22 protein-coding genes are annotated in these 19,730 nt (G+C 40.4%); 8 read left to right on the top strand and 14 right to left on the bottom strand.

The features are described from left to right. Positions 1 to 19: 19 nt before the first annotated feature. From AC4EHK_RS02605 to AC4EHK_RS02595, 3 genes are all read right to left on the bottom strand, one after another. Positions 20 to 376, bottom strand: a complete 357-nt coding sequence (locus tag AC4EHK_RS02605) for a GNAT family N-acetyltransferase (RefSeq protein WP_490977239.1) — start codon at positions 374 to 376, stop codon at positions 20 to 22. 145 nt (positions 377 to 521) lie between these two features. Next, positions 522 to 1,370: a patatin-like phospholipase family protein gene (locus AC4EHK_RS02600; RefSeq protein ID WP_490977238.1), complete on the bottom strand. Its 849-nt coding sequence runs from the start codon at positions 1,368 to 1,370 to the stop codon at positions 522 to 524. A gap of 22 nt (positions 1,371 to 1,392) precedes the next feature. Then, positions 1,393 to 2,070, bottom strand: a complete 678-nt coding sequence (locus AC4EHK_RS02595; protein WP_490977237.1) for an SOS response-associated peptidase — start codon at positions 2,068 to 2,070, stop codon at positions 1,393 to 1,395. Between the two features lie 317 nt (positions 2,071 to 2,387). On the opposite strand from AC4EHK_RS02595, the gene AC4EHK_RS02590 reads away from it, so the two are divergent. From AC4EHK_RS02590 to AC4EHK_RS02570, 5 genes are all read left to right on the top strand, one after another. Next, complete coding sequence (locus AC4EHK_RS02590) at positions 2,388 to 2,819, top strand: hypothetical protein (protein ID WP_191715016.1); 432 nt, start codon at positions 2,388 to 2,390, stop codon at positions 2,817 to 2,819. A gap of 176 nt (positions 2,820 to 2,995) precedes the next feature. Then, positions 2,996 to 4,195 (top strand): MFS transporter, encoded by a 1,200-nt coding sequence (locus AC4EHK_RS02585; protein ID WP_490977236.1) that lies wholly within the window; start codon positions 2,996 to 2,998, stop codon positions 4,193 to 4,195. Between the two features lie 222 nt (positions 4,196 to 4,417). Further along, positions 4,418 to 4,657 carry a hypothetical protein gene (locus AC4EHK_RS02580; protein WP_490977235.1) on the top strand — a complete coding sequence of 80 codons (240 nt, stop codon included), beginning with the start codon at positions 4,418 to 4,420 and terminating at the stop codon, positions 4,655 to 4,657. Beyond that, positions 4,644 to 6,590 (top strand): insertion element protein, encoded by a 1,947-nt coding sequence (locus AC4EHK_RS02575; RefSeq protein ID WP_490977234.1) that lies wholly within the window; start codon positions 4,644 to 4,646, stop codon positions 6,588 to 6,590. Before AC4EHK_RS02580 ends, AC4EHK_RS02575 begins: the two co-directional genes overlap by 14 nt. A gap of 159 nt (positions 6,591 to 6,749) precedes the next feature. Continuing rightward, entirely contained in the window at positions 6,750 to 7,049 is a 300-nt protein-coding gene (locus AC4EHK_RS02570) for a hypothetical protein (protein ID WP_490977233.1), read from the top strand. Positions 7,050 to 7,259: 210 nt separating this feature from the next. Here AC4EHK_RS02570 and AC4EHK_RS02565 read toward each other — a convergent pair whose 3' ends face one another. The 7 genes from AC4EHK_RS02565 to AC4EHK_RS02535 form a co-directional block, all read right to left on the bottom strand. Next, positions 7,260 to 7,466, bottom strand: coding sequence for a hypothetical protein (locus tag AC4EHK_RS02565; RefSeq protein WP_490977232.1), 207 nt, complete (start codon positions 7,464 to 7,466; stop codon positions 7,260 to 7,262). A gap of 254 nt (positions 7,467 to 7,720) precedes the next feature. After that, positions 7,721 to 8,548 carry a PIN domain-containing protein gene (locus AC4EHK_RS02560; protein ID WP_490977231.1) on the bottom strand — a complete coding sequence of 276 codons (828 nt, stop codon included), beginning with the start codon at positions 8,546 to 8,548 and terminating at the stop codon, positions 7,721 to 7,723. Between the two features lie 114 nt (positions 8,549 to 8,662). After that, on the bottom strand, positions 8,663 to 9,220 hold the full coding sequence (locus AC4EHK_RS02555; RefSeq protein ID WP_490977230.1) for a hypothetical protein: 558 nt from the start codon (positions 9,218 to 9,220) through the stop codon (positions 8,663 to 8,665). A gap of 13 nt (positions 9,221 to 9,233) precedes the next feature. Continuing rightward, positions 9,234 to 9,980, bottom strand: a complete 747-nt coding sequence (locus AC4EHK_RS02550) for a hypothetical protein (RefSeq protein ID WP_490977229.1) — start codon at positions 9,978 to 9,980, stop codon at positions 9,234 to 9,236. A 256-nt stretch (positions 9,981 to 10,236) separates the two neighbouring features. Then, the gene (locus tag AC4EHK_RS02545) at positions 10,237 to 11,883 is read right to left on the bottom strand and encodes an SLC13 family permease (protein WP_490977228.1); all 1,647 of its coding nucleotides are present in this window, start codon (positions 11,881 to 11,883) and stop codon (positions 10,237 to 10,239) included. A gap of 179 nt (positions 11,884 to 12,062) precedes the next feature. Next, complete coding sequence (locus AC4EHK_RS02540) at positions 12,063 to 12,251, bottom strand: hypothetical protein (protein ID WP_490977227.1); 189 nt, start codon at positions 12,249 to 12,251, stop codon at positions 12,063 to 12,065. Positions 12,252 to 12,314: 63 nt separating this feature from the next. Then, positions 12,315 to 12,791 carry a metal-dependent hydrolase gene (locus AC4EHK_RS02535; RefSeq protein WP_490977226.1) on the bottom strand — a complete coding sequence of 159 codons (477 nt, stop codon included), beginning with the start codon at positions 12,789 to 12,791 and terminating at the stop codon, positions 12,315 to 12,317. Positions 12,792 to 12,919: 128 nt separating this feature from the next. On the opposite strand from AC4EHK_RS02535, the gene AC4EHK_RS02530 reads away from it, so the two are divergent. The 3 genes from AC4EHK_RS02530 (at position 12,920) to AC4EHK_RS02520 (ending at position 15,985) form a co-directional block, all read left to right on the top strand. Then, the gene (locus AC4EHK_RS02530) at positions 12,920 to 13,549 is read left to right on the top strand and encodes a YfbR-like 5'-deoxynucleotidase (RefSeq protein ID WP_490977225.1); all 630 of its coding nucleotides are present in this window, start codon (positions 12,920 to 12,922) and stop codon (positions 13,547 to 13,549) included. Positions 13,550 to 13,637: 88 nt separating this feature from the next. Next, positions 13,638 to 14,942: a hemolysin family protein gene (locus AC4EHK_RS02525; protein ID WP_490977224.1), complete on the top strand. Its 1,305-nt coding sequence runs from the start codon at positions 13,638 to 13,640 to the stop codon at positions 14,940 to 14,942. A gap of 137 nt (positions 14,943 to 15,079) precedes the next feature. Next, complete coding sequence (locus AC4EHK_RS02520; protein ID WP_490977223.1) at positions 15,080 to 15,985, top strand: YihY/virulence factor BrkB family protein; 906 nt, start codon at positions 15,080 to 15,082, stop codon at positions 15,983 to 15,985. Between the two features lie 55 nt (positions 15,986 to 16,040). Here the strand turns inward: AC4EHK_RS02520 and AC4EHK_RS02515 are convergent, their stop codons facing one another. The 4 genes from AC4EHK_RS02515 to AC4EHK_RS02500 all read right to left on the bottom strand — a co-directional run bounded on the left by AC4EHK_RS02515 (position 16,041) and on the right by AC4EHK_RS02500 (position 19,706). Further along, positions 16,041 to 16,817 carry a class I SAM-dependent methyltransferase gene (locus AC4EHK_RS02515; RefSeq protein WP_490977222.1) on the bottom strand — a complete coding sequence of 259 codons (777 nt, stop codon included), beginning with the start codon at positions 16,815 to 16,817 and terminating at the stop codon, positions 16,041 to 16,043. A gap of 15 nt (positions 16,818 to 16,832) precedes the next feature. Then, positions 16,833 to 17,786 carry a dipeptidase gene (locus AC4EHK_RS02510; RefSeq protein ID WP_490977221.1) on the bottom strand — a complete coding sequence of 318 codons (954 nt, stop codon included), beginning with the start codon at positions 17,784 to 17,786 and terminating at the stop codon, positions 16,833 to 16,835. A gap of 245 nt (positions 17,787 to 18,031) precedes the next feature. Next, on the bottom strand, positions 18,032 to 18,301 hold the full coding sequence (locus AC4EHK_RS02505; RefSeq protein WP_490977220.1) for a hypothetical protein: 270 nt from the start codon (positions 18,299 to 18,301) through the stop codon (positions 18,032 to 18,034). A gap of 160 nt (positions 18,302 to 18,461) precedes the next feature. Then, complete coding sequence (locus tag AC4EHK_RS02500) at positions 18,462 to 19,706, bottom strand: dicarboxylate/amino acid:cation symporter (protein WP_490977219.1); 1,245 nt, start codon at positions 19,704 to 19,706, stop codon at positions 18,462 to 18,464. Positions 19,707 to 19,730 lie beyond the last annotated feature (24 nt).

Genomic DNA, 19,730 nt, shown 5'->3' with positions numbered 1-19,730 from the left:
ATTTTTTTGCTTAGAAAATCTAATTGTTTAAGTAAAATTGCGTGCAATGGATGCCAGGAGCTACTTCTATTGAGCCCTGTTCCTGGAACCCCAAAGCTTTATAAAGGCTAATCGCTGGTTTGTTTGCAGTGCCGGTACTGACGGCAAACTCATAGCCGTCATATTGCTTCAGCAAATATTCCACCAAACTCTTGCCGATGCCTTTACGAAAATGGTTCGGACTTACGACCAGTCGATGGATATCGACAACTCCCTCTTTAACTCGGTATGATATTACTCCTTGCAACTGCCTTTCAAGATAGCCAGTGAATATTTCAGTGCTGTTTTGAATTTCTGCAAAGGTTTCATGAAGCTGTGGAATTCCATCAAAGCCCATCAGCTCAGCCTCAACCCTATAAGCTTCTTGCTGGATTTGTTGAATTTCTTTGGCAATTTGTGCGTTTTGATGATCTAGTTTGAGAATTATAATTCATCACCTCATGTTAACTTTACCACGATGCGATTCCTGAGGTTCACAATTTTTATTTTTGTAGAAAATGGAGCAATTCGTCAAATCTGGCGGTTGCATCCTGGTAGCCTTGATTGTACAAATTTTCGAGTTTTTTTGGATCCCGCTCAATGCCCTTAATTTTATATAAATTCATTGGCCGTATCACCAAAGCAAGGCCCTCGCTTTCCAACATCTCAATAAATTCCATGGTTTCGTTGTAATACATATGCCGATTTTCCATTGTTTTAGCGATTGCTGGGTATTGGCGGACAAATGCTGGCATGATTTTTGCAAATCGGCTTTTCTTTTTCCGGTATCCCTTTTCTCTGGTCAAGATAATTACCGGTTTCGTCACGCCATCTGACAAAGCTTTCCGAATCGGCAATGGATCGGCAATGCTGCCATCCATTAGTAGTTTGCCGTTAAATTCCACTGGCCGTGACATGAGGGGAAGAGAACTCGAAGCTCTAACAATAGCCAGGACATCTTCCGGCCGATTTGGCTTTTGGAAATAAACGGCTTTACCAGTTAGGCAATCTGTTGCGCCCACCACAAACTCTTCTGTCGCGTCTTGAAAGCGTCCATAATCAAAAGGAACCAAACTGTTCGGAATTCGATCAAAAATCAAGTCCATACCAAAAAGTTCCCGTTTCACAAGCAAATTTTTTACTGAGATGTATTCAGGATGATTAATATAACCAATCGTCACTTCCCGATTGCGGCCATTTTGTCTGGAGATGTAAGATGAGGCGTGGCAAGCTCCTGCTGAAACGCCTATTACGTAATCGACAAAAATCTTTTCTTCCAAAAGTTTTTCGAGAACGCCACCGGTATAAACCCCGCGCATTCCGCCGCATTCCAATATCAAGCCACTCTTCATCTAAATCCCCCCTAAGGCTGATTTAACCGACTTTCTCAATCAACTCCGGTTTATTGTTCTTAGGCGAATTAACTTCCTCGGATACACGATAGGCTTCCATCTCTTCTGCTTTGTATGGTTTCATCAGGTCTTTCAATGTTTCAATATCCTCTACCTGGGGATCCAGCCAGATTTTCTCGCCTTCTTTCGTCAGGATAACGGGCATCCGGTCATGGATGGATTCCATCAAAGCGTTGGGGCCAGTCGTCAATATCGAACAGCTATTGATAATTTCTCCTTCGGGTGAGTGCCATGATTCCCAAAGGGCGGCAAAAGCAAAAGGTTCTCCGGTTTTCAATTTGATGCGCATCGGAATTTTCGCCCCGTCTTTTCGCTGCCATTCATAAAAAGAGTCGGCCACCACCAGACAGCGTTTCTTTTTGAAGGCATTGCGGAAGCTTGGTTTTTCCGCCGCTGTTTCTGATCTGGCATTAATCATCTTATACCCAATTTTGGCGTCTTTTGCCCATGGAGGAATCAGTCCCCACTGAAGTTTACCAAGGCGGTTTTTATCTCCATCATTTACAACCGCCAACACTTGCTGTGAAGGGGCGACATTATAACTGGCGGAATATTCATCTTCATGTACCGTTGTATTTTCAATATGAAAACGTTCAATTATTACCGCATAATCCGTAAACAACGAATATCTTCCACACACGCTCATCACTCCTTTAGGTAATGGTTCGCTCACCCTAAATATAACAGATAATTCTATTTATTTCCGCGTTATTGTCTTTGTACCCGAAAATATTCAGACAATTTTTTGTTCGTTACAATAAAAGCTATTGGCATTTTTACTAACCTTCAGTCTAGGCATTCTATTAATTTCAGCACCTATCTTTATTCTGTTAAATCCATAGCCCTAAGCCTCTGCACTCGCTTAGACTCAAAATTCATGGAAAATTCGTTAAGGTCCCTTAAATGGCTAAATAGTGTTATAATAGAAGAACAACGAGTTATATTAGGAGGAATCACATGGCTACTGCACGCGAAATGAGTCTCGTCAACAAGGATTTTCTGGTTGAAGAATTAGGGCTGAAACAACAAGGAAACTCAACTATCTTTATGAATGAAGATTGTTTTGTCTTATCCCCATCTGTTCAGCGATATGAAAAAGGATTTGATGTCAGTGAATTTAATTTGGCAAAGTTCGATCCGGAACGTCAACAAGGCTTTTTGCTCGTACGGTACATGGATACCTTTTTAATGGCAAAACTTGAAAGCTTCACGAAAAAAATGATGCTTCCTGAACTTCAAATCAAAAAGAAAAATACAAAACCGCACTGGAAATTCACAGTTGCTGAAAACCCGGCCTATCATATCGTTAATACTCAAAACAAGGAACTGCGTTACAGACTGCAGGAACCGACAAAAAAACAAATCGCTTCTTTCTTTAAGAAAATATAAATTTTTCCCGCTGCCTGTGCGCACGCGGGTTTTTTTGTTCCGTCCTACCATTAAACGAGCTCGATCTAGCCGGAGTTCCCGATTATCCATACTTTCTTTTCAATTATATGGATTGCTTGTTTGGTAATGGTAAACTAACAAATAGCATGACAGTGATTAGTGAATGGATGTGGACTATGGAACCTCAGCGCTATACCGTAAAAGATCGAGAGTTTTGGAAAATTATACTTAGCCTCCTGTTTGCTTCTTTGTTTATCTTTGCGAACATGTATGCCGTTCAGCCCTTATTGCCTGTTTTCGTCGATGAATTTCAAGTCTCCGTTTCAACAGCGAGCTTATCACTGTCTTTGACCATCATTGGTTTAATAGTCGGCTTAATTGTTCTCGGTTTTTTCTCTGATCGCAACGGCAGAAAATCCTATATCATTTATTCATTGCTCGGTTCAGCGATTCCATTTTTCATCATTCCGCTGACCGATTCCTTCACCGTTCTGTTGCTTCTCCGGTTCATCCAAGGGTTTGCGCTGGCAGGTGTTCCTGCTGCGGCGCTCGCCTATATTAGCGAAGAAATTGACAGAAAAAACATTGCCTATGCTACGGCTCTCTATATTTCGAGCAATGCATTGGGAGGCATGCTCGGCCGTTTCTTAACCGGCTATTTGACGGATCATTTTTCCTGGCAAACCTCCTTTTATGTATTTGCAGTGACAGGACTTCTATTATTCGCAGCGGTTGTCTACTTGCTGCCACCGTCCCGAAACTTCCATTCTACCCAATTAAGTTTCGCAAAAGACATTGAAGGATTCCTGTTCCATTTGAAAAACCCGGCCCTTCTCGTCGTTTTCGGGCTTGGTGCCGTTCTCCAGATCTCCTTTACTGGTATTTGGACCTACTTGCCTTTCTATTTGCAAGCTCCACCATATTCTATGTCGCTGCAGGCGATATCGTATTTGTTCTTTGCTTACGGCATTGGCGTCATTGGTTCCCCTATGGCAGGACGTGCAGCTGAAAAATTTGGTTTGCGCAATGTTCGCCTGGCAGGAGTATTCTTATTGTCAGTTGGCATTTTTATGACACTCAGCCCCTACCTTTGGATCATTGTCATTGGCCTTTGTGTAACCTGTCTTGGCTTTTTCACTTCCCATTCTTTGACTGCCGCCTCTGTTGGCCAACAAGCCAATCATCATAAAGGCAGTGCTTCCAGTTTATATTTGGTCGCTTACTACATTGGCGTCGCTGCAGGCAGTTCCCTGTTAAGTCCTCTGTGGACTTCTGTCGGCTGGACAGGCTTGGTTCTTTTCACAGCCATCTTGCCGCTTCTTTATATACTGGCAATCACGTTATATAGAAAAAAAGCAGGCTCAACCGGAAGGTAAGCCGTTCAGTTTTGAATCGCAAAATCGCAATTAGAACCTCAAATAGACCCCTAATTAGAACCTTAATTAGCGGTCTATTTTTTATTGATACCAAAGGGTTTCCACCACTTTTCCGTCTTTTTTAGACATTCGATTGACACCCGAATTATCAAGACTACAATTAAAATTGTAAACCAACTATTTCAGTGTCTAATTGGCACACTAAAAAGGGAGTGAATTGCAATGTCAAAAATCGAACCAAAACGACTGAACAAACAACCTGTAGAATGGGAACTATCGGAACTCGCACGGAACACCGTCAAACATTTCTCTGAATACAGCGAACGATCCGAAGAAGCTATCGTGGGCCGTTTAATCGTAGGACTTCTAGAAGACGAAGACTTCGTTGAATGGGTACGCAACAAAAAGAACAACAAGCGGGTTTTAAAGGAATTGGGGTTGAAGCCGAATGACGATATATAAAGAGCTTTGCACTTCTGCCGACACATTCATCAAACCAAAACCATTTCTCACGCCCAAGGAAATTCAAGACCGTCAAAATGATTATCCACTTCTCACACCTAAGAAATTCTCTTTCAAGGAAAACAAACTTGCTTTTCGTCCGATGAAATTCGAATGGCAGGGAAAGACCTATGAAATTCAGATGAATCATTGCACCAATCCGTTGTGCAAGAACTTCGGTTTGCCACAGGAACAATTCAATATTAAAAGTAAACCTGGGAGATATCGCATATCAGGAAACGATAGACAGAAATCAATTCAGTGCAATCCCGATAAACGTGACCTAGACGATGTTCAACCTCAAAAGTGTAATGTAACCGCAATGTCAAACTGGTCATTATCCGAGGAAATCGAACGCCTTATCCGCATCAATTCATTAAAGGTAATCGAACCAGACTACGAATTCCACAAAGATTCCTGCACCCTAGACTCCACTCCATTTAAAGCACCCAAAGACTTCTATAAACGCGGTGTCAGCAAAGCCAAATCTCAAATCTATCAGTGTAAGACCTGTAAAAAATATACGAATGTCTTGCCGACTAAGCAACGGAATACGTCTTACCATCAACAACGAAATGAAATACTTCCGTTGTTCGCTAGACAATTGGTCAACAAAACACCAATCAACCGAACGTGTGAGATTTTACAAATTTCAAAAGGAACATACTATCAAAAGTTGGAATGGCTTTACCGATGTTGCTTAGAATTCTTAGAAACGCGTGAAACCAAACCATTAGCCAAAAAGTCGTTTGAGCATATGTGGTTGAACACGGACAAACTCCATTATGTACTCAACAATGTATTGAAAAGAGGACAAGGCAAAAACAGCAGCCGTCATTTGGACGAAAAGCAGTTGCCAACCCATATTGTTGGAACAGCTGATGCCGTTTCAAATTATGTATTCCGAACGGATATTGCCTATGATTGGGACGCTTCAATCGACAAGATTGAGGACGATACACAAATTTTCAAAGAAGACCATTTAAATGATTTCCAAAGAAGGAACGATCGCTTCGGCAAGTATTCCCATTCACCGATGTTACCGACCAAAAACGACACAGAAACTTTTCCAGAGTACCAAGACTTGTCTAAGAAGTTCCAAGCAAGGAGATTGTATGTTGATGGCTTACACGTGAATTCTGGCTATACAACGAAAGCTCAACTCTGGTTGATTAAAAACCAACTCAATGTCCAGAAGTGGCGATTTATCACAGATAACGATGATTCCCTTATCAACTCGTATCAACGTGTCTTTAAAGATGAAATTCTCTCAAAAGACGCACATCAAATGGTTTGTACAACCGATAAGGCATTAACACGTAGCCAAGCGCAGAAAACGTTTTTTAGATCCATTCGTGCTTTGAAAGATTGGGGAAAGCAAAAAGGCTATGAGAACTTCAACCTTCGGCAACTTGCCTTATACTACATCGAAGACTCACTGAGGGATGGTCATAGATTCCACAATCAACAAGTTTCTAAAAACGGTGAAATCTATTACACTCACGCTTCGAATCCGATGAAGCACCCGATACCGACAAGCGATCGTGGTCATAGGGAATTGGATATCTTAACCGATGTATCTCATTTAACTGATTTTGAACAAGCAGCCTTATTGTTAAACACAAATGACAACGCGATTAACAGCTTTCTTCAAATCATTCGCCGTAGGTTATCTATTTTAGAAAGACCGCTTTTAACGGCACGTGGAGATGGTAAGAGCTATATTTATGCCAACTTCTATCCACGGTACTCACAAATGGCAATTACGATTTTAAGAACCTATTACAATTTCTGTTTGCCATACAGATCCCAAGGTGTAAAGAAAACTCCAGCCGAACGCTTAGGCATTGCCGACCGTGTTTATACTTGGGAAGATATTATTTACAAACGTTAAAACTTCGAGAGCTTAACCATTCCTTTTGTTGAGCTTTTTCAATTAAATTAAGGAACTTGTTATAATTATCAGAAAAATAAGGTAGAATAATAACACAGATTTAATTCGTGATTAACTTAAAGCAATTTTCTATTTAAAATGAAGGGAGATGTTTTTAGGATGAACTTTGAAATGACAGAGTTTTTAATTGTGTATACTCCAATTATTATTTTAATCTTTGCTTCTATCGGAATCGCTTGGAGTGTTGTGAAAAAAAGAAGTTATTTAATTGGATTTATCATTCTTCTTATAGGAGTAGGAATTCATTACTGGGGTCTGCACGTAGGAAGATGGGAAGGAATGGGTATATCTTTATTCTATGGTGGTGGAATGATTCTTATTGGTTTAATTACTCTTCTAACTATCTTTTTTTATTCAAAGTTAAGGGTAGCTAAAAAAACAAACAGAGGGTTAAATTGAATAAGCCTCATATATAAAACTAAAATTTAACAATGCAAAAAAATATAATACTTAAAACAACCGTTGAAAAAGCGGCTGTTTTTTTGTACCAACATTTCATCCATTTCATTTTTTATTTGTATCAATAAAAAAATCACTTCCAGTCTATCGGAAATGAGGCATCTGGCGTTCATATATAATTTAACACAGTTGATATAATTTTCGATATCTTTATCCCTGTTTAACTTGAACATTCCTTTCCATTAACCAGTCTGCCCAATCTTCGGGTTGATAGTGGTATACGAAAGATTCATCCGTTTCTAAAACTCTGTTAATTGCAGATTCATTAAATATGCGTTCAGCATCTTCTTTCGATAGCTTGTGTTCATCTATTAATGCTTCGATGATCCAACCTATGAATTCTTGGTGTTCGTTCATTTTGGATACCTCCTTTTGATTAGTGTATACCCAAAAGGTAAAATAAAATACTTGATTACGGAAATAATCAAGTATTTTATGAAATAACATTTATAGTTATTGTCGTGAAAGTAAATATCGTAAAAGTGAATAACGTGAAAGTAAATATCGTAAAGGTGAATAACGTGAAAGTAAATATCGTAAATTAACAATCTCTCAACATCATAATTTCCTTTTTTCTCTTTTTTTAAATTGTATTTAAAAAATGTGATTTGTCAATTAGATTTAGTAAATTTTTTTATACAAAGTGCTTTTCTATCTTCTGAATAATATATTTCTACGTATTTTAATTTGTGCGCTCTAAATAAATTTTCCTTCACTTTTACACGTGGCAAGTTCGAATAATCACAATACAACTGAATAAATCCACCTACAGATAATAGGTCTTCTTTATTATTAGTGTTATCGAACTTTGTTGAAAGTGGTGATTGGATGAAGAAATCGAAAAGTTTTTTTACTTCTATTTTTTCTTCCAAAGACAAGTCAGTAACATCCATTTTTTCAAGTGTTGCTATTAATTTTTCATTTTTTGATATATTTAATTCTTCTGGATTGGGTTGTTTTATGAAAATCTCCAATCCATAAAATTTTTCTTTACTTAAAATCTTATCGTTTTCAAGAAAAGATTTTTGATCCGATAAAATCATTACTTTTCCTTTTGATTTTATATTTTTTAACAAAGGTCTAAGATTATTAAGTCGTGAAAAAATTGCAAATACATCAATATCTTCTTCGTATAAATCTCTATGAACATCAGAAATGATATATGAAACATCTGTAATTGCAGAATCTGGTTGGAATTTTGTTTTAACTCCGATTAGATTCAAAGCAGATTGGATGTTTTCTTTTTTTAAGTAACCACCATCGAAATTACCAAAACATATAATATCTAAGACATTTAAATTGTGCTTGTATATTCTATCTGAGAATTTTTCTACAAATTCTATTAAATTTTCCTCTTGTTTGGTTTGAGAAAGAATTTCTCTCAGATGGTTTAAATCAATATAAATTTTTGCCTTTTTCTGTGTTTGCGTCTCGCTCATTTCACACTCTCCTAATAAAAAAGTCGAACAATTTTGATTAATCATAATGAAAAGGAATAAGAAAGCCAGAAAAAGAACAAGAAAAAACGCCACCCGAAGGTAGCGTTGATAAACTTAATTTAATTTGGTTCTAAATTCACTCTCGGCAGCTTTCTTCTCTGCTAGGAGCTTATCTAGTTCTTCTACTTCTGCAAGTATAAGTGGATTTTTAGAAGAAATTTTCTCCATTACATCTTGAGTTCCCTTAGACCTTAACATCTCACCTAATAGATGATTGATTGTTTCTTCCATTGACTTACCAGCAACTTCTTTGTTGAAACGCGATCTGGTGAGACCTGCACCTGTATTCTCTGCCATCGCATCGTAAAAAGCTTTTTTTGTTTTCACGTGGGCAAAGTGCTGATACCATTCATCTGCCAGTTCTACCGCAGCCAGTTCTTCAACTGACCGTTTCTTCGCGTCATATTTCTGCACGGCATTGAGTTTCTTTTGCCAATCTTCGATTTTCACCCATTGCTCTACTTCGTGTGTATATTCGTTACGACAAGTCTCGCAAACCATTACGTAATCGCTTTTTGTTCTGTTCCAATCATCCATATATCGATGTGTTTTAGTTAATGATTTTCCACACGGACAAGCTTCTTCGGTTGTTCCCATTAGTTCGTATCCCATTTTTTATTCTCCTTTAGCCGTCTTTATTTTCTTTAACAAGTTGAACACTCGACAATATATTAATTAAACGAAGCGCATCAACTCTGTGCCAATACTTAGGATCGTCGCGTCCGTGCAATATTCGATTGCGGTTGATTACACCTTTGCGTGACTTGGAGAAGTCTTGATAACCAAATAATTGCCAACGTAAAAATTCTGCCATCGAATAAATAGTGAGTTTTGTTAGTTCGTGTTCTACATCTCTCGTCTCTTCTTTCATTGTTTTAAACAGCTCGGTTCCTACTTCGGTCGATCCATAGATAAAAGCTGTTTCACCTTCAATGACCGAAAACAAGGTAGGAATGATTGATTTGTATTTGTCTTGTTCGAAGTTGTCAAAACACTCATTAAGTAGTTCCGTCCATTTTGGATCAATTGTTTCCAATATGAGCTTTTTTGTATGGTGATAGAATTCCCAATCGTTTTTTGAATAGTATTCGTAAAAATGGTTATCTAGTTGATTAAATGAAGAGTTAAGTAGTTCGTCTTTAAAGTAATAGGAAAACTCTAACTCTTGTGTCAGAGTCCAACCGTATTTTGAGTTTTTCTTGATGATTCGTTCGATTCGTTCATAGTCTACTTTAATGTTTGGGTTTTTAATTACAGGCATTGTGAAATTGAACAATGGTTTTGACAGAACTTCAGCGATAAGAGCTTTTTGTTTTGCTTCTTGTCGATTTATTTCGGCTAAAAATTCGTAAACAACGTCTTTGGGGAACAAACAATCACTCCTTGGATTCTATTGTAATTCCATTATAAACCATAAGGTTAAGTTCTTATGGAGAATTCAGCTATTAAAAAACACCTAAAATCGTAGGTTCGAAAACCTGTCGAATTTAGGTGTTTTTTAGTGTTATAAAATGCTATCTAAATAGGTGCTAAAAGGTAGTCTATTTAGGTGGTTATTTCGGTTTTTGCGATTCAAAACTGAACGGCTTAACCGGAAGGTGAGCCTGCTTTTTGCTAATGATTAAATTTTACTCAAGAAATTCAGGTGGTATCGACAATAAGTCAATTCCCCAAACAAGCGGAAGGAAATAGAATACCGCAAGTCCGACAAAGAAAATACCGAATAAATTAAGAGCTAATCCCGCTTTTGCCATGTCTGAGATCTTCAAATATCCAGAACCAAAGACAACGGCATTCGGAGGTGTAGCGACCGGCAGCATGAACGCACACGATGCCGCTACTGCAGCAGTCACCATCAATGCATACGGATGAATGCTGAGAGCAACTGCAAGAGATGCCATGATTGGGAACATCATTGAAGCGGTTGCTGTATTGGACGTGATTTCAGTCAAGAACAATACGAGTGCAGCCACTACGAGGACAATAATCAAGACATTAACACCTTGCAGCCCGATCAATTGATTGCCGATCCATTCAGACAGACCGGAGTTTGTAAAACCAGCTGCAATCGCCAATCCGCCGCCAAACAGCAGCAAAATTCCCCAAGGCAACTTCACGGCTGTCGCCCAATCAAGCAGGTGATCGCCTTTTCTGTTTTTTGAAGGAATGATAAATAGGATCATTGCAGCGATCAATCCAACCATTGCATCTGTCATTTCCAAGTCTGGCGCAAAAGCATCTAGAACAAACGAACGGCTGATCCAAGCGAGTGCTACAGCTACAAAAACGACGAAGACAGCTTTTTCTTCATACGAGGGTTTCCCCAAGTCTGCTTTTTGTTGATAGATTACTTCACTGCCGCCCGGCAAGTTTTTCAACTTTTGCGGATAAGCAATTTTCACCAAGTAAACCCAGGCGACTAAAATGAAAATCCAAGCTAATGGCACACCAAACATCATCCATTGTGCAAACGTAATTTCAATTCCATAAATTTCGTTGACCGCACCTGCCAATAACGTATTTGGTGGAGTTCCGATCAGAGTGGCAATTCCGCCTAGTGAAGCGGAATAAGCAATCCCTAGCATAAGGGCTTTACCAAAGCCGAAATTTTCTTTTGTAGTATCAATTGAAGGGTCGTCCTTCAATGCATCTGATACTTGATAGATGATTGCTAAGCCGATTGGCACCATCATCATCGCCGTTGCTGTGTTGGAAATCCACATGGACAAAAATCCAGTGGCAACCATAAAGCCAAGAATAATACGTTCCGTATTGGTCCCAATCAAGGAGATGATTGTAAGAGCAATTCGCTTATGTAAATCCCATTTCTCCATAGTCAAGGCAATCATAAATCCGCCCATAAACAGGAAGATTGTGTCGTTGCCATACGAAGAAGTTGTAGCGCTTACATCTAGTCCGCCAGTCATTGGAAATAGAACAATCGGCAAGAGCGATGTGGCCGGAATCGGAATCGCTTCCGTAATCCACCAAGTAGCAATCCAGATTGTGCTGGCCAGTATCGCTTTCGCTTCAGGAGGCAGCCCATCGGGATTAAAAAATAGCAAGGTTAAAATGAAGAGCAGTGGTCCGAGAAACAGACCGATTAATTGAGGGGTATTGTAACTGCGGTTTTTCTTGCGTTCGTCATAGGATCCGGCGTCTTCTGCCCGATCGCGGTCATCGGGTATACCGGACCCTGGGTTGGTAAACAGACGAAATGTATCTTTTGCCTGATCATGCTTTTCCCACATCCAGTTCCATGTTGCTGAAATCATTTGATCCCTCCATTGTCTTAAAAAAAAGAATTTTTCAATAATTATCTTTATTAGTGTACCTGTTAATATCATGTTTAACAAGACAGAATAAGATGGATTTTTTTACCTTTTTAAAATAAAAAACCAAGAGCTTCCCGCTCCTGGTTTTAATCGTTTTTTTATCTACTCGGCTTTCCATCTTACTTTTCTTCGGATTCGCCTATTTGGTTTTTTTCATCGCCGACTCCTGTATTGCTATGGGCGCCCCTCTTGTCCATCTTCCTGCCGTCTTCTCTTGACTCCTGATCAATGCTCTCAAATTCTTCACGCTGTCTCCGGTTGTGGCTGCTTTGCGGATTTGCGTCCTTAGAAAAATCATTGTTAGACATAAAATCATTCCTCCTAGTTAAGTGTGTACTTGTACACTTCCCTTCTGTCAAAGAGTAAAACGTTTACAGTGAAAAGATTACTCCGTATCCGAAATAGACACAAAGAAGCGACAAAATGGCAAAAACCAGGTATTCTGAAGTACCTCCAGTTGTAGCTGTCAATGGGAAACGAGCATTCCATTTCAATGGAAAAAACAGTTTAACCCCTCTTTTGGTCGCCATATCCAATACAATATGACTGGCCATTCCTACCAACAATCCGGCCGAAATATCTTCGATAGGCATAAAATTATGCAGCAGAACTGCAATAATAATTAAGAACAGCAAACTATGCGTAAATGTGCGATGACCGAAAAGACCATTAATAAGTTTAGATATGATTGGCAAAGCACGGCCAATTTTGCTGCTGCCGTGGCAAATATCTGGAATGAGTGAGCCCACTACGCCCGCTCCCAATAAGAGAACCGGTTCGTAATTTGTGATTTGTGCAAATGCAAGGCTTGCTGCTACGCCTCCTATGATGTGAGTCTTGCCTGTCATACTTTCCTTCTCCTTTATCGCGCGATATCATTGTCATTTTTATTATACTAAAAATCATGTATGCTGAAGATAGCATCTTTGATTATTAATACTTGTTTAGTTTAACCCAATCACAAGGAGGCGTCATTATGGGCATTCACCGTTTTTTTACTTCATTGAATGATTTGGAAAGAATTATTCGGGCACCGGGCATGTTTAAATTCGAAGAACATAATGTTGCAGCCCATTCGTGGAAAGTAAGCCAGTACGCGATGTTCTTTGCCACGATCGAAGAACGTGAAGGCCGTGAAATCGATTGGAAATCATTATATGAAAAAACCATTAACCACGATTTTGCTGAGGTGTTTATTGGCGATATTAAAACACCCGTCAAGTATGCTTCACCCGAGTTAAAGGAAATGATCGCAAAAGTAGAAGAAGGCATGATGGAGAAGTTCATTCTTCGGGAGATACCCGAAGAATTTCGTGAAGTCTTTTTTAATCGCATGAAAGAAGGAAAAGATGCAACCATTGAAGGAAGACTGCTTGAGATGGCGGACAAGTTGGATCAGTTTTACGAGGCCTTTGCAGAGTTGAAACGCGGCAATACCGACAAGGAATTTGTGGTCATGTACCGAGTTGCATTAACGAAACTGCTGGATCTTCCATTGCCTGCTAGCGTTGGGTACTTTAAAAATGTCATGCTCGATGATGTAATTAATGAAGATACGGCTATTGATGTTAAAGAAATCACACGCCAAATCATTGCTGAGCACTAGTCTCCGCTCTATATTTCACGGTCAAATTATGGTAAATTTAACACCAAGAAATACTTTCGGAGGTGAATCCCTTAATTAAGGGAATTTATTGGACCCCATACTGATATTGAATTTAGCACTGCTCTTCTTATTAATCGCGTTAACGGCTGTTTTCGTCGGCTCGGAATTCGCTGTCGTTAAAGTCCGGATGTCGCGCATCGACCAGTTGATTGATGAAGGAAATAAAAAAGCTGTATTGGTCAAAAAGATCACCAGTGATCTTGACTATTACCTGTCCGCATGTCGGCTCGGCATTACCATCAGTGCCCTTGGATTGGGTTGGTTGGGCGAGCCAACCGTCGAAAGGCTTTTACGTCCTTTGTTCGAAATGCTCGATGTTCCTTCTGCAGCGTCTACTGTCATTTCATTTGCGCTGGCTTTTTCACTGGTAACTTTTCTCCATGTCGTTTTTGGAGAAATGGCACCGAAATCATTAGCTCTTCAGTTCTCTGAACACATGACGCTGTTGCTGTCACCTTTTCTGTATGGATTTGGAAAGCTCGTGTATCCATTCATTTTTATTCTAAATGGTGCAGCTCGTGTCCTTCTGCGGATTTTTGGTGTAGAACCAGCCAAAGAATCACAAGCCCATTCTGAGGAAGATTTGAAAATCATCATGGCCCAAAGCTTTCAAAGTGGAGAAATCAACCAAACTGAGTTGTCTTACATGCAGAATATTTTTGCTTTTGACGAACGCAGTGCCAAAGACGTCATGATTCCACGCACTCAAATGGTTGCCTTCTCAGACGATTTGACGAATGATGAACTTTTGACTGAAATCCGTGAACATCGCTTTACACGCTACCCCATTGCGAGGGACGGCGATAAGGACGATTTGATTGGCTTTATCAACGCCAAAGAAGTATTGACACATTATGCCGTTAACGGACAGTTTGAAATGTCGGAACTTATCCATGATCTCCCTTATTTCCACGAAACAACACCGCTTCAAAGTGCTTTGGTGAAAATGCAAAAAGAGCGTACACACATCGCCTTGGTCATTGATGAATACGGCGGCACTTCGGGATTGATTACGATGGAAGATATATTGGAAGAAATTGTCGGAGAAATCCGTGATGAATTTGATGAAGACGAAGACGAAGAAATAGTGAAAGAAAGCGATGCGCGTTACCTTTTAAGTGGGCGTGTCCGTTTAAAAGATCTGGAGGAACGCTTTGGCTTTAAATTTGAAGACAGTGAAGATATTGATACAATTGCCGGTTGGATTCAGCATCAGCTAATTGAAGCCGAGACCGGGGATCGCTTTATCAAAGAAGATTGCCAATGGTCCATCGTTGAAATGGAGAATCATCATATTTTAAAAGTGGCCTGCGATTTGCTGCCAAAATCATAGTGAAAAGAGTGGCCTGTGGATGGCCACTCTTTTTTATATGCAAATATAATAGGCGTTTGTTTATCATTTTAGGATTAGCAGGCGGCACAACGGGGCATATAAAGAGTGACCAATATAGAAAAAAAGGAGGTTGTCACATGAGTAAATCTGTAGACTTCGCCAAAGAACTTGGCGGTGAATTCAAGAAAGATAATGCAACAACCCTTGCAGCAGCACAAGCTTATTACTATCTTCTAGCTATCGTTCCTTTATTGATCTTGCTGTTGGCTATCCTGCCTTACCTTCAGATCGACCCGCAGAGAGCCGTAGATTTTATCGGCACCATTCTCCCGGGAGAAGTAGCTTCAACTTTTGAGGACACAATCGTCAGCGTTGTTACGACTCCATCAGGCGGTCTGTTGACATTTGGTATTTTGGGTACACTTTGGTCCGCTTCTAACGCGTTAACTGCTTTTATCAATGCCACCAACCAGGCTTACGGCATTGAAGAAACTCGTTCGTTCATCAAACTGAAAGCAACAGCCATTATTTTAACGCTTGGTATGTTAGTTGCTGTCATTGTTGCGCTGATCTTGCCGATATTCGGTGGTGCAATTATCGATTTGATCAAAACGACCCTAAGCCTTCCTGAGCAGACTGAAATCATTTTCCAAGTTTTGCGTTGGGTGATTTCCATCTCAGTTATGAGTATTGTTTTGGCATTCATGTACAAATTTGCTCCTGACAAACACTTCCCATTTAAAGAAGTTATTGTTGGAGCAGTAATCGCAACAGTATTGTGGCAAGTCGTTTCACTCGGTTTTTCATTCTACGTATCCAACTTCGGCAGCTACTCTGCTACATATGGCAGCCTTGGAGGACTTATTGTTCTGATGTTATGGTTCTTCCTGACCGGCCTGATTTTGGTAATTGGGGCTGAAATTAATGCCATTCTCCACAGAAGAAGAAATGCGAAAGCAGGAGCTTCGTCTGATCCTGTTGCACAAAGCGAAACAAACCAAAAAGAAGCGAAAAACACTGAGTCATCTATGAACAATTATTAAACCAACAAGCCCCTCACCAATTTGGTGAGGGGCTTGTTTTAAATTTATCTATTAGTCAATCCATTTTTTCATATAGCGCCATCCATTCATCAATGGTGAAGGTTTGAACCTTGCCTTCCTGGACTTTTATCGCAAAATAATCAGCAGCCTTCTCCTCTGCGTTGAGCAAATGCAGAGAAACTCGCTCTACCTGTTCGTCATTTTCAGTCGTGCGTTCTACCCACGATGGATAATCGAATGTTTTCCGGCGGTCGGCAGACTTTCGTTCCACCATTCCGTTTTCCTGCAGCAGCAAAGTCCACTCCTCTTTTGTAAGGCACCGCGAATGGCTGTCATCCCGCAGTTTTTCTGTCTTGTTCATAAATTCAGCCAGCTCTGAATCAGCGGGGGCGACATTGTCGATCAGGATGAAACGGCCGCCTTTCTTTAAGACACGCGACATTTCTGCGATAAATCTTTCCGGGTTGGGGAAATGGTGAGGTGCAATTCGACAAATGGCTGCATCAAAGGTGTCTTTTAAAAAAGGCAACGCTTCAGCGTCGGCCAACACGTAGTGGATGTTATCAAAGCTGCGCCGTAAATGCTTCGCTGTATTCTCCAACATCTCTTCCGTCAAATCTGTAGAAAACACTGTTCCCACATGAGGAGCAATTGTTTTTGTTACATGTCCCCCACCGGTTGCGATATCAAGGACCGTCCACACCTTCTCCGGCTCGAGCCATTCGACGAGCTTGGACAAATCATCCCCTTTAGCATGGCTGTCACTGGCTACGTACTTTTCGGCATTTTTACCGAATACTTCTTTTACTTTTTGTTTTGTCATCTTATCCATCCTTTTCTTTCTGACTTACATTCCTGGGCGATGTTTCAGGAAATTGCGGTACGCAAACCCTTCCACTTCCGCTTCTGTATAATGCTTCTGCAGCTCATTGATCAAGTTCGGGAATTCCGAGGCATTACTGAGTCCTGTAATATAAGAAGATATCCCGTCAAAATCGGATCCGATGCCGACTTGACCGATTCCGCCGAGCGAACAAAGATGATCGATATGACGAATCAAATCTGCGATGGTCGCCTGCTCGCTATCTTTATTGATAAATTGCGTATAGAACACCACATCGATCATGCCCTTATTGGCGAACATCGCCTGAATTTGCTGATCGTTGAGATTACGTGGATGATCGCAAAGCGCACGCGCATTGGAGTGGCTCGCAATCGGGTAGTCGGCCAGTTCTATAACTTCCCAAAATCCTTTTACCGACAAATGCGATACATCAGTAAATACGTGATGTTCATTGTTTAAGCGGACCACTTCTTTTCCGAATACCGTCAAACCGGCGCCCCTCGGATCGCCGACACCATCTGCGCAAAGATTGGCATTGTTCCAGGTCAAACCAATCGATAACACGCCTAACCGATACAACTGATGCAGTTTCATTAAGTCATTGCCGAACGCATCTGCTCCTTCCAGGGTCAACACAGCGCCAATTTCATGTACTTTTAATCGGTCAATGTCCTGCCAGTTTTTAATATGTATCATTAATGGATTTTTACCCAGAATCTCACTGTAAAACAAGTCTATTTGTTCTAGTGCATGCTGCCATTTTTCATCAGATGGCAATTCCGGGTGGACAAAGACTGCGAAGAATTGAACTTTAACACCCCCAACCTGCAGACGTTCAAAATTGGTATCTAATTCACGTGAATTTTGATAGTCCAGCAATTCTCCTTTGAATAACGCATTGCGTTTCGCCACCTGCAGCTTCAGCAGTGCATCGCAATGTGTGTCAAAAATCTTCATTTGTTTCTCTCCTTTTTCAGTACATTTAGATCGAACTTCTCCTCTACGGATACTAAAGATTTCAGGAATCATCCCGTTTGTAAAATTTGTCTATACCAAACATACAGAACTTTCTGACGGAATACCAGCACCCGTTAGTGCTAGTGGTGGATTGCAAAGAAAAAAACGGAAAGCTTGTGAGCTTCCCGTTTCTACTAAATCTAATAAATATTCAATTGCTTGGATCTGATGCCAGTACCTTGAGCTCATCCGCCTGTTTGCAGTTTTGTCGTATAAATTAAGCTGTCTCCTACAAAAATACGGCATTCCATCATGCAAAAACCCAATCCGATTGATACCTTAATTTTTTCAAATTCGTTGTTTCCATTTTTTATTTTCCCAAACAAACGGGCAGACAAATGCAGTCCTACTTGTTCATCCTGTAATACCCCATCCACAAATAGTTGTTGATTGGTCCATGTAGTAACGACGCGAATCGCATGTTCACCATACTTTACTGTCCATACATCCCTCATACGTTGGCCCCCTGTTCCTGCTTTTCATAAAAGTATAACAGAGAAAGAAACAATCGACATTGCACAGAGAATGACGAGAGTTATATTTAATAATAGTTGAAGACAAATATTTCTATTCCTTCAAGAAAAGTTCCCACAAAATTGTGGGAACTTTTCTTATTTATGCATTCATATTTTCCAATCGTTCGTCTCTGTCTTTTTCTGTCTCTGCCACATAAACTGCACATGCAGCATCGCCTGAAATATTAACAGCTGTTCGTGTCATATCCAACAAACGGTCAATCCCGATGACAAGGCCGATTCCTTCAGGAGGAAGTCCAACACTGCTCAATACCATGGCCAGCATGATGAGTCCAACACCCGGAACACCAGCTGTACCGATACTTGCGAGTACGGCCGTCAAGACGACTGTCGCCAGATCTACCGCAGACAATTCAATGCCATAAGCCTGTGCAATGAACATTGTCGCTACCCCTTGCATAATAGCTGTTCCGTCCATATTGATTGTAGCCCCCAAAGGCTGCACGAACGAACTGACAGACTTTGGCACACCCAGCTTGTCTTGCGCCACTTCCATCGAAATCGGCAAAGTCGCCGTGCTGCTCGATGTACTAAAACCAACACTCATTGCAGGTGCAAAGTTTTTGAAAAACCAGATTGGGCTTTTCTTCGCTAAAAACTTTACGGTTCCTCCATACGTGAAAATCGCATGAATTAAAAGGGCCGCCACAATAACTAGCATGTAAGAGCCCATTGCTTTCATGGCTGAGAACCCTTGAGAACCCACAGCTGTAGCAATCAAACCAAACGTGCCGTATGGAGCAAACTTCATGACAATGCCTACTAAGTACATCATGACGTCATTGCCTTGTTCAAACAAATGAACCAAGCCTTTGGTTTTTTCGCCAAGCGCTGTTAATGCCAAGCCGATAAAGACAGCAAACACAATAATTTGCAGCATGTTGCCTTCACCCAAAGAGGCAATGGGGTTCGTTGGTATCATATTCAACAAAGTTTCGCCAACAGATGGTGCTTCTTCTGTTTCAAACTCTGCTGCTGCCAGGTCGAAGTCACCTGCAAGACCCGGTTGAATAACTGCTGCCAAAGACAATCCAATTAGAATCGCAATGGTGGTAGTCACTAGAAAATAACTGACCGTTTTAACGCCGATCCGCCCCAACTTGGCTGGGTCGCCCAGTCCCGCAGTTCCCAAAATAATAGAAAACAATACGAGCGGAACAACGAGCATATTAATTAAACTTAAAAATATTTGGCCAAGCGGCACAAATAAGTATGTATTCAACGTTTCAAATGAATTGGGTGCGAATAGATTGATCAGTAAACCAACAATTGCTCCCAAGACCAGTCCAGTTAGTACTTTTACAGTTAATCCAGGCTTCTTCATTCAGTTCCCTCTTTCGTTTCTAGA

It is taken from the genome of Planococcus sp. TJ-307, assembly GCF_058268435.1.
This window is presented reverse-complemented; position numbering and strand designations above follow the sequence as displayed.

Bases quoted from the DNA above. Each gene is read 5' to 3' on its own strand.
- AC4EHK_RS02605 (WP_490977239.1), bottom strand. From the start codon at position 376: ATGGGCTTTGATGGAATTCCACAGCTTCATGAAACCTTTGCAGAAATT.
- AC4EHK_RS02600 (WP_490977238.1), bottom strand. From the start codon at position 1,370: ATGAAGAGTGGCTTGATATTGGAATGCGGCGGAATGCGCGGGGTTTAT.
- AC4EHK_RS02590 (WP_191715016.1), top strand. From the start codon at position 2,388: ATGGCTACTGCACGCGAAATGAGTCTCGTCAACAAGGATTTTCTGGTT.
- AC4EHK_RS02585 (WP_490977236.1), top strand. From the start codon at position 2,996: ATGGAACCTCAGCGCTATACCGTAAAAGATCGAGAGTTTTGGAAAATT.
- AC4EHK_RS02580 (WP_490977235.1), top strand. From the start codon at position 4,418: ATGTCAAAAATCGAACCAAAACGACTGAACAAACAACCTGTAGAATGG.
- AC4EHK_RS02575 (WP_490977234.1), top strand. From the start codon at position 4,644: ATGACGATATATAAAGAGCTTTGCACTTCTGCCGACACATTCATCAAA.
- AC4EHK_RS02570 (WP_490977233.1), top strand. From the start codon at position 6,750: ATGAACTTTGAAATGACAGAGTTTTTAATTGTGTATACTCCAATTATT.
- AC4EHK_RS02565 (WP_490977232.1), bottom strand. From the start codon at position 7,466: ATGAACGAACACCAAGAATTCATAGGTTGGATCATCGAAGCATTAATA.
- AC4EHK_RS02560 (WP_490977231.1), bottom strand. From the start codon at position 8,548: ATGAGCGAGACGCAAACACAGAAAAAGGCAAAAATTTATATTGATTTA.
- AC4EHK_RS02555 (WP_490977230.1), bottom strand. From the start codon at position 9,220: ATGGGATACGAACTAATGGGAACAACCGAAGAAGCTTGTCCGTGTGGA.
- AC4EHK_RS02545 (WP_490977228.1), bottom strand. From the start codon at position 11,883: ATGATTTCAGCAACATGGAACTGGATGTGGGAAAAGCATGATCAGGCA.
- AC4EHK_RS02540 (WP_490977227.1), bottom strand. From the start codon at position 12,251: ATGTCTAACAATGATTTTTCTAAGGACGCAAATCCGCAAAGCAGCCAC.
- AC4EHK_RS02535 (WP_490977226.1), bottom strand. From the start codon at position 12,791: ATGACAGGCAAGACTCACATCATAGGAGGCGTAGCAGCAAGCCTTGCA.
- AC4EHK_RS02530 (WP_490977225.1), top strand. From the start codon at position 12,920: ATGGGCATTCACCGTTTTTTTACTTCATTGAATGATTTGGAAAGAATT.
- AC4EHK_RS02520 (WP_490977223.1), top strand. From the start codon at position 15,080: ATGAGTAAATCTGTAGACTTCGCCAAAGAACTTGGCGGTGAATTCAAG.
- AC4EHK_RS02515 (WP_490977222.1), bottom strand. From the start codon at position 16,817: ATGGATAAGATGACAAAACAAAAAGTAAAAGAAGTATTCGGTAAAAAT.
- AC4EHK_RS02510 (WP_490977221.1), bottom strand. From the start codon at position 17,786: ATGAAGATTTTTGACACACATTGCGATGCACTGCTGAAGCTGCAGGTG.
- AC4EHK_RS02505 (WP_490977220.1), bottom strand. From the start codon at position 18,301: ATGAGGGATGTATGGACAGTAAAGTATGGTGAACATGCGATTCGCGTC.
- AC4EHK_RS02500 (WP_490977219.1), bottom strand. From the start codon at position 19,706: ATGAAGAAGCCTGGATTAACTGTAAAAGTACTAACTGGACTGGTCTTG.